Origin of the sequence: Paenibacillus sp. FSL R5-0519 (genome assembly GCF_037974275.1) — a bacterium.
GTDB lineage: Bacteria > Bacillota > Bacilli > Paenibacillales > Paenibacillaceae > Paenibacillus.
The window spans coordinates 5,222,245-5,236,038 of sequence record NZ_CP150234.1 but is presented as its reverse complement, the minus strand read 5'-3'; the positions used below and the strand labels follow the sequence as shown (position 1 = coordinate 5,236,038).

General features: G+C 47.5%; 10 protein-coding genes. 5 read left to right on the top strand and 5 right to left on the bottom strand.

Going from position 1 to position 13,794, the window contains the following annotated elements:
* Positions 1-51: 51 nt before the first annotated feature.
* From MKY73_RS23665 to MKY73_RS23650, 4 genes are read left to right on the top strand one after another with little or no spacing between them, the layout of a single operon-like run.
* The gene (locus tag MKY73_RS23665; RefSeq protein WP_339303697.1) at positions 52-1,338 is read left to right on the top strand and encodes an alpha-L-fucosidase; all 1,287 of its coding nucleotides are present in this window, start codon (positions 52-54) and stop codon (positions 1,336-1,338) included.
* Between the two features lie 59 nt (positions 1,339-1,397).
* Positions 1,398-2,420: a carbohydrate-binding family 9-like protein gene (locus MKY73_RS23660; protein ID WP_339303696.1), complete on the top strand. Its 1,023-nt coding sequence runs from the start codon at positions 1,398-1,400 to the stop codon at positions 2,418-2,420.
* Between the two features lie 7 nt (positions 2,421-2,427).
* Positions 2,428-5,061 (top strand): transglutaminase domain-containing protein, encoded by a 2,634-nt coding sequence (locus tag MKY73_RS23655; protein WP_339303695.1) that lies wholly within the window; start codon positions 2,428-2,430, stop codon positions 5,059-5,061.
* Positions 5,062-5,066: 5 nt separating this feature from the next.
* Entirely contained in the window at positions 5,067-6,113 is a 1,047-nt protein-coding gene (locus MKY73_RS23650) for a glycoside hydrolase family 18 protein (RefSeq protein WP_339303694.1), read from the top strand.
* A 161-nt stretch (positions 6,114-6,274) separates the two neighbouring features.
* Here MKY73_RS23650 and MKY73_RS23645 read toward each other — a convergent pair whose 3' ends face one another.
* Positions 6,275-8,575: a helix-turn-helix domain-containing protein gene (locus tag MKY73_RS23645; RefSeq protein WP_339303693.1), complete on the bottom strand. Its 2,301-nt coding sequence runs from the start codon at positions 8,573-8,575 to the stop codon at positions 6,275-6,277.
* Between the two features lie 314 nt (positions 8,576-8,889).
* Positions 8,890-10,404, bottom strand: coding sequence for a glycoside hydrolase family 43 protein (locus MKY73_RS23640; protein ID WP_339308721.1), 1,515 nt, complete (start codon positions 10,402-10,404; stop codon positions 8,890-8,892).
* A gap of 178 nt (positions 10,405-10,582) precedes the next feature.
* On the opposite strand from MKY73_RS23640, the gene MKY73_RS23635 reads away from it, so the two are divergent.
* Positions 10,583-11,446, top strand: a complete 864-nt coding sequence (locus MKY73_RS23635; RefSeq protein WP_339303692.1) for a helix-turn-helix domain-containing protein — start codon at positions 10,583-10,585, stop codon at positions 11,444-11,446.
* A gap of 135 nt (positions 11,447-11,581) precedes the next feature.
* Here MKY73_RS23635 and MKY73_RS23630 read toward each other — a convergent pair whose 3' ends face one another.
* The 3 genes from MKY73_RS23630 to MKY73_RS23620 all read right to left on the bottom strand — a co-directional run bounded on the left by MKY73_RS23630 (position 11,582) and on the right by MKY73_RS23620 (position 13,672).
* A complete protein-coding gene (locus MKY73_RS23630) occupies positions 11,582-12,151 on the bottom strand; it encodes a YdeI/OmpD-associated family protein (RefSeq protein ID WP_339303691.1) in 570 nt (189 codons plus the stop codon).
* An 11-nt stretch (positions 12,152-12,162) separates the two neighbouring features.
* Positions 12,163-12,672: a DinB family protein gene (locus tag MKY73_RS23625; RefSeq protein WP_339303690.1), complete on the bottom strand. Its 510-nt coding sequence runs from the start codon at positions 12,670-12,672 to the stop codon at positions 12,163-12,165.
* 82 nt (positions 12,673-12,754) lie between these two features.
* A complete protein-coding gene (locus tag MKY73_RS23620; RefSeq protein WP_339303689.1) occupies positions 12,755-13,672 on the bottom strand; it encodes a YafY family protein in 918 nt (305 codons plus the stop codon).
* Positions 13,673-13,794 lie beyond the last annotated feature (122 nt).

The following is a 13,794-nucleotide window of genomic DNA, read 5'->3' as shown; positions in this document are numbered from 1 at the left end:
GATTTTCATATTTTTCGTATATCACAATGCTCGGGGGAGGTGTGAACAGATATGCAAAAATGGTTTGAAGAAGCCAAGCTGGGGATATTCATCCACTACGGCATCTATGCGGTAGACGGGGTAGCGGAATCCTGGTCCTTCTATAATGGCAGGATATCCTATGAAGAATATATGAAGCAGTTGGATGGTTTTACGGCATCGGAATTCAACGCGGAGAAGTGGGCGGACTTGATTGAGAAGTCTGGTGCCCGATATGCCGTATTAACAACGAAGCATCATGATGGCGTTGCATTATGGGATACGCAATATAGTGACCTGAATGTCGTCAAACAGACACCGGCGAATAGGGACATCGTGAGGGAGTATGCGGAAGCGATCCGTGAGAAAGGGATTCATCTGGGGATGTATTACTCGCTCATTGATTGGTCGCACCCGGATTATCCTAGCGTGTATGAAGGGGAAAAAGTGCCGGACGATCTCAGCGATGTCAACCCGTATTCAAGTCCAGTGGATGGCGTTCAGAATCAGGAAAAGTGGCAGAAGTTCCTGCAATTCAATAACCATCAACTGGAAGAGATTTTAACGAATTACGGAAAGGTGGATCTGCTATGGTTTGATGGGGATTGGGAACGGAGTGCACAGCAGTGGAATCTGCCGGAGTTCAAACATTACCTGCACTCCTTCAACCCGGATATTATCATCAACTCCCGCCTTCAAGGTTATGGGGATTACAAAACGCCTGAGCAGGGCATTCCGATTACAAGACCGGAGGGACCTTGGGAATTCTGCACCACGATCAACACATCCTGGGGATATGTACCAACCGATCATAAATATAAATCCCTGAATCAGATCATTCGGATGTTCTGTGATTGCATTTCGATGGGCGGTAATATGTTGCTGGATATCGGTCCGCGTGAAGATGGCACCATCGATCAGAGGCAGGAAGATATTCTGCTTGGGTTGGGAGCTTGGATCCGAACCCATGAGGAGGCTGTCTTCGGAACGGGTGAAGGCATTATGTCCCGCTATTATCTGGGAGGAAGCACGGTATCTGAGGATCGAAAGACGCTGTACCTGTTTGTGTACGACGATCCAAAAGAGAATGTGTGCATCAAAGGTCTCTGCAATCCGATCCAAAAGATTACTGTGCTGCATTCAGGCAAAGAGCTTCATCATGAGATCCATGGGGGCGTGCCTTGGTTCAATATCCCAGGAACAACGTGGATTAAGATGACCCCGGAGGATACAAATGAACAGGTGACCGTTCTTAAGCTTGAATTCGATGAGGAGCTGGAAATGTACGGCGGCGCTGGAGCCGTTGTCACCCATAACTAACCATTACGGGGAGGGCGTGTGCTGATACATGCTCTCCCTTACGAATTGGAGAGAGTGACATGAACAGAATTGGAGTGCCAGAGCCCAGGATTGAGTATGCTCCCAAACATTATATATGCAATCGTGCGCAGGAACCGCTAGTATTGGACGGCCGTGTGGATAAGGCATTTTGGGATACGGCCCCTTGGACAGATGATTTCGTTGATATCGAAGGTGATATTTGTCCAAAGCCAGAGAAACAGACGCGGGTAAAAATGCTGTGGGATGACGACTATTTCTACTTTGCTGCCGAGCTGATGGAAGATCAGATATGGGCTACGTTGACGGAGCGTGATTCCGTTATTTTTTATGATAATGACTTTGAGATTTTTATCGATCCCGACGGGGATTCCCATCAATATTATGAGTTCGAGATCAATGCGCTTAATACGGTATGGGACCTGTTATTAGTGAAGCCTTATCGGGATGGTGGGCCTCCGGTTAACGGTTGGGATATCAGCGGTCTCAGGACGGCCGTATATATCGATGGAGAACTGAACGTACCTGGGGCTGATAACCGCAAATGGAGCTTGGAAGTCGCGATTCCCTGGAACAGTCTAAAGGAGTGCGCCGAAGGAAACCGTCCACCTGCACCAGGTGAGTTCTGGCGTGTCAACTTCTCACGTGTGGAGTGGCAGACCGAGGTACAGGGCGGTGAGTACCGTAAGGTGCTGAATCCGGAGACAGGCAGACCTTATCCGGAGGACAACTGGGTGTGGTCACCTATGGGCATTATTAACATGCACTACCCGGAGTTATGGGGGTATGTTGTATTCTCGAATGACGGAACGGATGATTCGTTTGCGTTGCCGGAAGACGAACGAATCAAATGGGAGCTTCGCAAGCTCTATTACCGTGAACGCAATTATTATGAAACCCATGGCGAATTTACCCAAGATATGAAGTTGCTTATGGGTGAGGATTCGTGGAGTTGTGACCCTGTAATCGAAACGACGCGCAGCCTGTTTCAGATTACTGCGCCTTCTTCGGACGGCACGGCCTTAATCTGTATTCGGGAAGACGGAAAGCTGTGGAAGGAGTGAGAACATAATGACCAGTCAAACCTTGATATTTTCCCTTGATGCACAGTCTTTGGCGAGGATCGAGCAGAAGTTCCAAGAAAAGGTGCAGTTTGCAGAGGCCCGCAAATCGGAGTTGTTTGATATTTTTCAGCAGGAGCTAACGGAAGAAGAGACCTGGGCGTTGAAATATGTCTATGCCTATATGCCGGTAAACGACATGGCTGATTATAATGGGGACCTGTTCTTGAGCCATGTACGGCGGGCTTTGGACACCCGCATACGTGTGCCTTGGGGAGATCGCGTTCCGGATCATCTGTTCCTTCATTTTGTGCTGCCATATCGGATAAATACGGAGAATATTGAAGATTATCGCGGTTTGATCTATGACGAATTAGCTGAGCGGACAGCAAAGTTATCCATGGCAGATGCCATTCTGGAGACCAATTACTGGTGTCATGAGAAAGCGACTTATATTGGCAGTGATTTGCGTACGATATCACCGCTGACGATGATCCGAAATGCTCGGGGTCGATGCGGCGAAGAATCCACGCTGGCGGTGGCCGCTCTTCGCAGCATCGGCATCCCTGCCCGTCAGGTCTATACACCTCGCTGGGCTCACTGTGACAGTAATCATGCTTGGGTAGAAGCTTGGGCAGATGGTCAATGGTATTACATTGGGGCATGCGAGCCGGAAGCTCGTCTGAACCAAGGATGGTTCAGTCCGCCAGCCCGCAGGGCCATGCTCATTAATACGAGAATATATGCCAACTATCCCGGACCGGAGGATATAACGCTCTCCGAAAAGGAATTTACGGAAATTAATCTGCTTGAGAATTATGCACTGACACGCACCATTCGTGTGAAAGTGAACAATGAGCAGGGAGAGCCCGTACCCGATGCCAGCGTCCGCTTTGAGCTGTATAATGCGGCGGAATGCTATCCGATTGCCGAAGTGAGGACGGACGCACAAGGGGAAGTGACCTTAAAGACAGGCTATGGCGACCTGTTGATTCGTGCGGTCAGTGAGGGTAAGTGGAGTGAGATCCTATTCAAGGCTCAGGGGAACGACCATATAGAGCTTGTGCTGGATTCGTCAGAGCAGCCGGCAGGGAGCGTGGACTTTGATATGGTTCCTCCTCCAGAAGGGGATGGAGAGAACACGGTTGCGTTATCTGAAGAGCAGATTCAGATTCATAATCATCGTCTGGAGGAAGGAGCACAGACCCGAAGCGAGTATGAGGATACTTTCCTGAGGCAAGAGGAGGCCGTCTCACTGGCTCATTCGGTTGGACTACCCCAGGTGCGGGTGTGGGATATTCTCCAGAAGGCACGAGGGAACAGTCGTGAAATTGCAGCTTTCATAGAGGAATGCTCCAATGTATACGGTGAGTGGCCGCTTCGTCTGCTGGAGTCGATGAATGAAAAAGATTTAATTGATACCTCTCGCCAGACGCTGCACGATCATCTGATTGGTGCGCTCTCGCAGCAAGGATCATGGGCGGAAGATACATTTGTGAGATACATCCTGTGTCCGCGGATCTCCTATGAGATGCTGGTCCCTTATCGAAGTGTATTCCAGAATGCATTTTCGGCAGATGAGGCAGCAGCGTTCAGGGAGAATCCCTCGACACTTGTCCGAATGCTGGAACAGCAATATGAATACTATGACGATCTTCCTAATCTAAAAGGCAAAGGCAATCCGATTGGAACGTTTAGTCTAATGAAGGGCGACGCTCAGTCGCTGGATATACTGTTTGTGGCGGTATGTCGCAGTTTGGGTATCCCGGCCCAATTACATCCGAGCGCTCAGAAACCACAGTATCTATGCGATAGAGGATGGGAGGATGTGGTGTTTAGTCTCACCTTACCTCCAACTCAGGGAAGTACAACTTGGGGAAAGCTCCAACTTCATAGAGATCCAAAATCTACGCAGGATACCCCTGCAGCATCTTATTTTGAGAACTTCTCGTTTGCCCGTCTGGAAGATGGTATATATAAGACACTGATATATCCTTATGGCAGTACGGATGTCTATAGCGAGCCATATGAGGTTGAACCGGGCGCTTATCGCTTAACGACAGGCATTCGTCTGAACGATGGAACGGTAAACGTACGCTTCGTGTACTTTACCGTGAATGCCGGAGATACAACTGAGGTTGTGTTAACTTATCGCGAGATTGAGGTTGATATTCCTGTACTGGGTAAACTTGCACCAGGAAGTATACTGACCCATCTGAATGGTTCAGAGGTGGAGCTGGAAGAACTTCTGGGATCGGAGGGCGCCATAGCTGCCTGGATTGAACCTGAGCGTGAACCAACGAAACATCTGATTCGTGAACTGTGCGAGCTGGCAGAGCCGCTGGATAAGTTGGGCATCCCCATCGTGCTCATAATTGGAGATATGGAATGGAACGCTTCCTTTGATCCTGTTGGTTATCTTAAGCTGCCTGTACGCACGTTTTTTGTACGGGATTCCAATTATGCTTCCTTGTCCGGTTTCATTTCGAAACCTGCAGCTCACGAAGCGGGTTACCCACATCTGTTTGTGCTGGATAACCAGCTTCAGATTCGTTACTCGGCTTCCGGGTACAGGATCGGTACTGGGAAGGAAGCCTTGCAGATCGCTGCTGCGATAACACAATCATCGAATGGATTGGAGTGAAGCGGGTGACGAAATATATTGTTGCAGGTTATGCCGTGGATTCTGTTCTTCCTGACATGACACATGAGGATCTATCTAAGTTAACACATCTGAACGTAGCCTTCGGACATGTTAAGAATGATACGATCACTACCGAGCATTTAAAAAATGGTCATGTGATCGCGAACATGAAGCGAAATCATCCGAATCTTACGGTGCTGTTATCTGTAGGCGGATGGAGTGCGGGCGGTTTTTCCGAAGCCGCCTCAACCCAGTCTGGAAGGGAGAGCATGGCTGCATCGGCGGTTAGGGTGCTGGGGAAATATCCTTTTGACGGGATCGATCTGGACTGGGAATATCCTTGTTACGGTGAAGCTGGTATCGCATCCAGTCCTGATGATAAACGGAATTTTACCTTACTTCTCAAGACGATGCGGGAGGCGATGGATACCAAGGGCGCAGTGGATGGTCGTCATTATCTGCTCACCATTGCGGCAGGGGCTGATCAATACTACGTTGATGGTACAGAGATGGCCGAGGTGCAGCAGTATCTGGACTACGTGCAGTTGATGACCTATGATATGCGCGGCGGTTTTCAGGTTCTGACCGGACACCATACGAATCTGTACACGTCAACAGGAGATCTGTTTCGAATTAGTACGGATGCTTCCGTAAATCTGTTCATCCGCGCCGGCGTTCCGAGAGAGAAGATTGTGATCGGCTCCGCATTTTATTCCCGGATCTGGACGGAGGTTCCTGATCGAAACCACGGGCTTCATCAAATGGCTGGCAGCACAGGCGGCTACGGTCCGTCCTTTGCCGAGCTGGAAGCGAAGTACATTAACAAGAATGGTTATACCCGTTATTGGGATGAGGAAGCCTGTGCACCGTTTCTGTTCAATGGGTCCAGTCTCATATCTTATGATGATGAAGAATCGATCCAGTGCAAATGTGCTTACGTAAAGGAGCAAGGTCTGGCCGGCATCATGTTCTGGGAGTACGGCTGTGATCCGACGTACCGTTTGCTTGGTGCACTGCATCAAGGACTTCATTATTTTCCGGCTGGAAAATAGGATAAGTAAGTCGGAGCAGGAAGATCAGATTATGTATATGGACTAAAAACATACGAAGGGGCCGTTCCATAAGTCAAGAGCATGACTTATGGAACGGCCCCTTGTTTGCATTATTTTGGTCTAATGAATCACGCACTGCATCACAGAGGCGATATCTCCATTTATCCAATACACTCCTCGTCATCATCATCCGGGGAATCGGCGGAGCCGTTGGGACGGTGCATTTTACGGTATTGCCCTGGGGTATAACCTGTTTCTTTCTTGAATTTGCGGATGAAGTTTGGTGTGTCCAGATAACCGACGCGGGTGATGATATCCTTTAACGGATCGGTTGTATACAGCAGTAGCCGAATGACCTCATCCACCCGTTTTTGCCAGATATATTGGGTGAAATTCATGCCGATCTTTTCTTTGAAAGAACGACTGAAATAGGATGAAGAGATTGTAAATTTTGATGAGATCGTACCCAGACTGAGGTCATAATCCGAGTAATTGGCATCAATATAAGCAACGATTTCATCCATCAGGGAGCTTTCTTCCGTCACACTCTTCGCCTCGACATGAGCGCAGATTTCAGCGGCAAGGCCTGTCAACTTCTTCTCCAGATCCTCCAATGAGTCATAGGACGTGATCCTTGGAAGTTGATCAACCACATGATGGATTCCAAGCTCCGAGGCGGTTTTGAGCATGGTATTCAGGATATCAAAGCAGATGCAACGCAGTAGCGGTACAGATGGCATTTCAGTTTTCAAATTGTTCAACGCGGTCGAAACCATCTGAACCGCCACATCATAGCTGCCCTGTTTTAAGCTCTGGACCAGCTTCAATAACACATCCTTAGGGACCCAGAAGGAAGAATCCTGCACAGCGGAACCGGAAAGGTCGTCAAAGTATGTACTGCTTCCCTGTCCGTGCAGCATCGATGCTTCCAGAGCGGTCGACGCCTCGATGTAGGACTGATTCAGTTGTTTCGGATAAGTGTATCGATTGCCTATCCCGATTGCGGGCGCGACCCCGGTGTGTTCTGCCACCATCCATTGCAGTTTTTCAACAATAGGCTCCATACGGGCATTGAGACTACCTTCATGCCCAATTTCGGCATCGAATCCCACGATAAGGGCCAATTGGTCTGCCTGCGGCAGCTCCACGCCATAAGCATAGGCAGACAACTCCGGCAGCTCCACATCGTTCATCAGCTGCATGAACGTAGGCTGCTCGGGGTCATCCCCGATACGTAAAGCATGCATCTCCCAGCCCATGGTCACGACAAAATAATGGGATCGGTTGAAGTGTATGCCAAGCTTATCCGTAAATTCAGCAGGGAAATCTCCGGTGTGACCGTGCTTCAGCAACATGAGCAAAATATGATTGCGCGCATAGGGTTCTTGAAGATCTACGCGCTGACTATAATCATGCAGTGTTTTCTTGATCCATTCCAGCTCGTTGGTGGTTGAAGAAGTATCAGGATCATTTTTCAACCGAATGAACTCCATTAAGTCTGAAATGGGATGGTATTGTCTTCGGGCCAACATGATGGCAAGGATCGTGCCCATCGTCACCACAAACGAGAATACAAGGATAATAAAGGTGCGAATATGGACAATTCGGCTGAAAAACTGGTTGCTTGGCATAGCGGTGACATAGGTCCAACCCGCATCCGATTTAACGGATACAACCGAATGGGGTTCTTGATTTAAGGAGATGCTGTGCGTACCGGGTTCAAGTGAAAACAGAGCGCTGACTTCCTGTTCGGATATGATTTCTCCTTTGTAATTGGCTGCCAGTACTTGCCCGTAATTATCGAAAATATAAGTCATCCCGTGATAATCACTCAGGATGGAATCAATTAAGCCTGTCAGATTGGACTCGTGAATCAGGTACATGACGGTTCCATGGGCGGGCGTATTGTTAGGTGCAATCGGTACAAGGTAGGCCAGCATGGAATTGGGGATTCGGGTTCCTTGGACGACCTGCTCGGCTGGTCGTATCGTGGGGAACGGGACGTTATTCAAATCCCGGATCATGTCCGTTTGGTTCCAGGTATTAAATCTGTAGCGGGCCGTGAATACATCCAGATTCTCCGAGCCTTGAGAAGAGTAGATGTTATCATCTCCGCGGAAGAACAGGAATAACTCATCAATAATGGAACTGGTGGCTTTGTATTTGACTAATGCGTTAATGGATTCCCGGCTATAGTACGGATGGTGGGTCCAATACCGCGTTAACTGCTCATCATAGGCGATGCGAAACGCGATGTCCTGTAATTCCTTCATGCGATCATCAATGACCGTTTTGGCTTGAGTGAGCTGATTAACATTGGTCTGTTCAATCTCTGAACGGAGCGTGTCCACAGCATTGTGATAAATAATGATGGTTAGGATAACAAGAGGGATAAGGAAGATGGAGATATAGGATAGTGTGTACTTAAGCAGAAGCTTGGACTTGAAGTGATTCCATTTCATATCTGCAACCTCCCGTTTTCTTTCGTGCTGCAGCGATAGCGCTCTCATATGGGCAGTGAAGGTATTGCCAGAATGGGAGCTGCTGGGGTGTTCCTTCTAAAAATACTAGGAGAACTTCTCTAATAAAGCAATGGTTCTTTTATATATTTCAGAGCAATCCTCGAGAAAAATATAAAGATAGCAAAATCCCCTCAAAGTTTACTCATTTCCTTATGCTACCACATAAGGCTTTGGTAAGAGTATCTACTTTAAGGGGATAACTTTAGCTGATCATATATTATATTTTCTATTACTGAATATAGGAGTTAAAACGATTATTCATCCAGCGGTTCATAGTCAAACCAATCGAAACTTGCAGGTGTACACTCCTCTGATGGAGCATAGGCGTACATGGCTATCATCACACCTGTGAAACCACTCGCCACTTCGGTAGATAACAGATGTGTTTCTCCTGAACCCACTTCAATGGCATCGGATGAACCCTGCTGATAGATAAACGTAAAGTGATTACGGTCAGCCTTGATTTGTAATACAACTGGCCCTTTGTCACAATCAAGCACCTGTTCGGTTCGCATAGAGCCGACGGTTCGCCGCAATACAATTTTCTTCTGACCGTCAATCCGAGTTACAGCCAAATCATAATGATATTTATGATTCATAAATACCGTTAATCCAGCCTCCTCGCCATTTGCAATCGGCTCATAATATAGCTCGGTCGCCATATTACATAAGAAATGGCTCAATCGACGCCCAACAAAGGCTGGATTTCTACCCTCATCAAGTGAAATCGAATGACCACGCAAGATGAGCCGCCCTGGATTTTCTGTGAGTGTCCAACTACCCGGAGCCGGGTTACGCAAGAAGATCCAGTTCAAGCCTAATGATGCTTCGTCAAAATCATCCCGGATAGGCTCAGGCGACCAAAGGTGCTCAGTTAGCAAAGGCCCGGTCATCTCCTGCTCGATATGTCCGTCCACACCGATTATGGGCCAACCGTTATCCGTCCAAGTAACGGGTGCCAGGAACGTTTCGCGTCCCAGATGGTGCCGCATGGGGTAACCTGCTGGACGAATGCCAAGAAATACAGCCCACCAGCTTCCATCCTGGATCTGGACAAGGTCTGCATGACCGGTTGCGTGGATGCTGGATTTCATGCTTCGATTGGAGAGAATCGGATTATGAGGACATGGATCATATGGTCCGTATGGCCCTGTGCTTCGAGCAATGGTCTCCATATGGCCATACTCTGTTCCGCCTTCAGCGATCATCAGATAGTAGACGCCGTTTATTTTATACATGTGGGGAGCTTCGGGGGCTGCTCCTCCGGTTCCGGTCCAGATTAGTCGGCTATCTGACAGTCTCGTTCCGGTCTTAAGGTCTATTTCGCACTGATAGATGCCCTCGCCTTCATCACCGTTGCAAGCAGTTTGAAAATACACTCGTCCATCTTCATCGAAGAGAAAAGAGGGATCGATGCCCCCCTGATCAACAAAAATCGGAGCAGACCATGGTCCTTCGGGTTGGGTACTACGTACATAAAAATTTCCGCCGCCGCTGACATTGGTTGTTGTCATATAGAACCAGCCATCATGGTACCGCAGTGTTGGGGCAAAAATGCCGCCAGAGCTGCCTGCGTTTGCTAAAGGGAGCTGCTCCGTTGTGGTGAGGACATGGCCGATCTGTCGCCAGTTCACAAGGTCTTTGCTATGGAAGATGGGCACGCCAGGGAAATATTCAAAGGTGCTGGTTACCAGATAATAGTCTTCATCTACACGGCAGATACTTGGATCTGGATAAAACCCCGAGATTACCGGATTGGTATATTTCATCATGTGATGCTCCTATTCATTGTGAGAGTTTGATATGGAACTGAACATATGAGAGGTATCCTTGCTATGTCATAAGGGGAATTATATCGTCTTTAATCATTTCCAACCTTGATTTTTCGGTCCTCGAATAGCATGATATAGACATTCAACCCAACATGGCTTTCGGAGGGGAATGCTTTTGAGTAATGCATATTTGAGATGGTTTACTTCGGATCAGCAGTTTCCATTTTTCATTCAGTATGGTGGACACGACCAAGACATGGAGCTTCATAATCATGTGGATTTTACGGAACTTGTCATTGTTCTGAGTGGTCATGCAACCCATGTGGTGAACACCGAGGAGTTTTTTATCAAAAAGGGGAACGTATTTGTAATTAATGGCGACACCCATCACGCTTATAAAGACCCTTATGATTTTAAGATCTGTAACATTATGTTCAGTCCCGAGATGCTTGCTTCGGCCGGGCCCGATCTGAGAAAATCAAACGGCTTCCAGGCGCTATTTGTTTTGGAACCGTTTTATCGTAATATTCATTCATTTCCGAGTAAACTTTCGTTATCCATTTCCAGTCTGGAGTATGTGGAATCACTGATATCGTTCATGATTGAAGAGTATCAGAGTAAACAGCAAGGGTATCAGACCATGTTGATCTCACGTCTTACGGAGATGGTCGTTTATTTGTCGAGACAATATGATACGCAGGAGAAAGGGATCGAAGGTAATAATCTCATGCATCTGGCCAATGCCATTTCATTCATTGAAGATCATTATCTTGAGCCGCTGTCGTTGGAGGATATTGCGGGGAAGTCGAATATCTCCATAAGGCATCTTAATCGGATTTTCCGATCCTATTATCAGATGACCCCGATCTCTTATCTGCAGAAGTTGCGTCTGGAGAAGGCATGCCATTTGTTGAAAAACGGGAATATGTCCATTACGGAAATTTCGTATGAATGCGGATTTAACGACAGTAATTATTTCACCCGCCAGTTCAAGAAGACCTTTGGTAAATCTCCCAAAACCTACAGGCAGAATCATTAACACCCGAATGAATATGATGTGTGAGCGCGGAGAGGTGAACAGAGAGTCTGGGCCGAGATTTGCCAACGTATAAATCCAAAAAAACAAGCAGGACCATCCTACGAGGAGGTCCTGCTTTCGTATTTTCAAGGCATCTTAATAATCCAGAAGCCGTCCGTGATCATGCCACTGACCGTACATTTTATTTTCCTTCGTGTTGGTTATGAATTTATCCAATCTGCTCTGGAATAAGGCGGGTTGATTTGTAACACTTTGAATCGTGTCAATCCTGACCTTCTGATACAGGGCAGGGAATGCCGCGAAATTCGCATAAACCTGCGGATTCTCTTTCAACCTTTGTTCGATCACACCATCCATAATGAAAGCATTTGGGTCCATAACAGGTAGTACCTGTCTACCCTCGTCATGCATGAGGCCTAACTTTTCAAGACGGCGGACACGTTCCTTGTTCAATTCAGTCCAAGAGCTACGTTTGCTTCTAGGCGACAATCTCTGTGCTAATTGTGTCTCGGATAGTTTCTTTTTGACCCCATCGATCCAGCCAAAGCATAGCGACTCCTCAACCACGTCCAAATACAGCAGGGTATCCGGAGCGGGTTTCAAGCTAACCATGACCCAGCAAGATTTCTGGACTTTTCCATGCTCCTGCAACCAACTTCTCAATTCTTCCCTCGATGTCGCGGGGATACAATGTACATTTTCCATCGCATCGTTGTCTATACTTGAGCCGGTTCTTGATACCAGAAGAGAGAATAGTCGTTCATGACGGAAGCATGCCCCAATTGACGCAGCATGGTAGAAACATTGCCTCGATGATAGGTGCCGTGGTTAACCGCATGGAATACGATTTCCGATAAGCGGGTTTCGCGGACGCTGGCAAATGGATTATCGAGCAGTACGGTGTGTTCCAGATTGGTTTGGCCTTGGAGCCATTCGCTATATTGTGCCGACAGATCGGCAAACATTTGCATGTACTCATCTATTGAACCATGAATTTCACCATTGAGAGGCATACATGCCTGGAGTGCCTCGGGCATACCGGTGCCCGTTAACACCAGATACCACATCTTATCCACTGCATAGATATGGCTGAGGGCATGGGCGATGGTTGGAAATGAACTGTTCACTTCCTGACTTAGTACAGAAGAGGGGAGTTCTTTAATTCTGTTCAGGATGGTTTGATTAGCCCATGCGTTGTAGTTATACATTTGTTCCGGATGATTCATGAATGATCGTCTCCTTTAATTTGGCGAGGAATGTGGTTACTTACTAAAATGATTATAAAAAAAGAAGTATGACAACAGCGTGTCATACTTCTTCATAGAGTTTAAGTGCGTCTCGAAGCTGTTCTTTCAGAATACCTCGTAATTCAATCGGTTCAAGCACCTCAGCGCCACTTCCCAAACTAAGCAGAAACGACCATAACCACTTGGCTTGTAACGGTTGATGAACCGAGATGCGCATCGTCATACTGCCATCCTCGTGAAATTGCTTATCTGCCTGTTGAAAATGATCCATGGCTTCCGCTAGCGCTTCCGGGTTCACCCGAAATACAACATCACTTACCTGATCTTGCCACGACGGATCGGATACAACCGTCTCTTGGGGAGGCTCAAGGTGGGGTTGAAAGTGTTCCGATGTTAGGGCCACATTCATCATCCGGGACAGTCGGAACTCGCGATAATCCTGCCGTGTCTGGCAAAATCCATATACATACCAATTACGGTATTTGAACTGGAGTCTTACCGGCTCCAGATGGCGAGGGGTGTGTTCGTTTTTTGTATTGATGTAGTCAAAACGCACAACCTGATGCTTCGTAATCCCTGTACGCAGATGAGGAAGGGCATCAGGCTCCGTTCGGCGAGTCTCCAGATCCACAGATAGACTTGAGGTCTGATGCTCCGGTCCAATCGTTTGCAGACGTTCAATTGTGCCCTGTGCACGTGCATCCTCAAAGACCGTGGAGAGACTGCTAAGAACCGTAATCAGAGAATCGACATCATATGAACCAAGCAAGCTTTTATCCATTTTATATCCGTCCATCATGCCGTAGCCGCCCTTGAGTCCCTGATGGGAAATGACGGGGAAACCGGCTGCACAGATTACATCAATATCCCGATAGATCGTTCTCGGGGACACCTGAAACTCTTCTGCCAAGGTGGAAGCAGACAACACTTCGTGGTTCAGCAGTTTGTATATGATTGAGATTAATCGCTCCAATTTCAAGAAATATCCCCACCCGTTATTCCATTTTGTCATTACAGGCCATTAGTATATCACATGAAAAAAAGAGTGCTAGATAGCACCCTTTTAAAGACACATTGTTGTTGCTGTGGTTGTGTTGATAG

Coding starts and splice junctions, on each gene's coding strand:
- MKY73_RS23625 (WP_339303690.1), bottom strand. CDS start 12,672: ATGAATCATCCGGAACAAATGTATAACTACAACGCATGGGCTAATCAA.
- MKY73_RS23630 (WP_339303691.1), bottom strand. CDS start 12,151: ATGGAAAATGTACATTGTATCCCCGCGACATCGAGGGAAGAATTGAGA.
- MKY73_RS23660 (WP_339303696.1), top strand. CDS start 1,398: ATGAACAGAATTGGAGTGCCAGAGCCCAGGATTGAGTATGCTCCCAAA.
- MKY73_RS23640 (WP_339308721.1), bottom strand. CDS start 10,404: ATGAAATATACCAATCCGGTAATCTCGGGGTTTTATCCAGATCCAAGT.
- MKY73_RS23645 (WP_339303693.1), bottom strand. CDS start 8,575: ATGAAATGGAATCACTTCAAGTCCAAGCTTCTGCTTAAGTACACACTA.
- MKY73_RS23655 (WP_339303695.1), top strand. CDS start 2,428: ATGACCAGTCAAACCTTGATATTTTCCCTTGATGCACAGTCTTTGGCG.
- MKY73_RS23665 (WP_339303697.1), top strand. CDS start 52: ATGCAAAAATGGTTTGAAGAAGCCAAGCTGGGGATATTCATCCACTAC.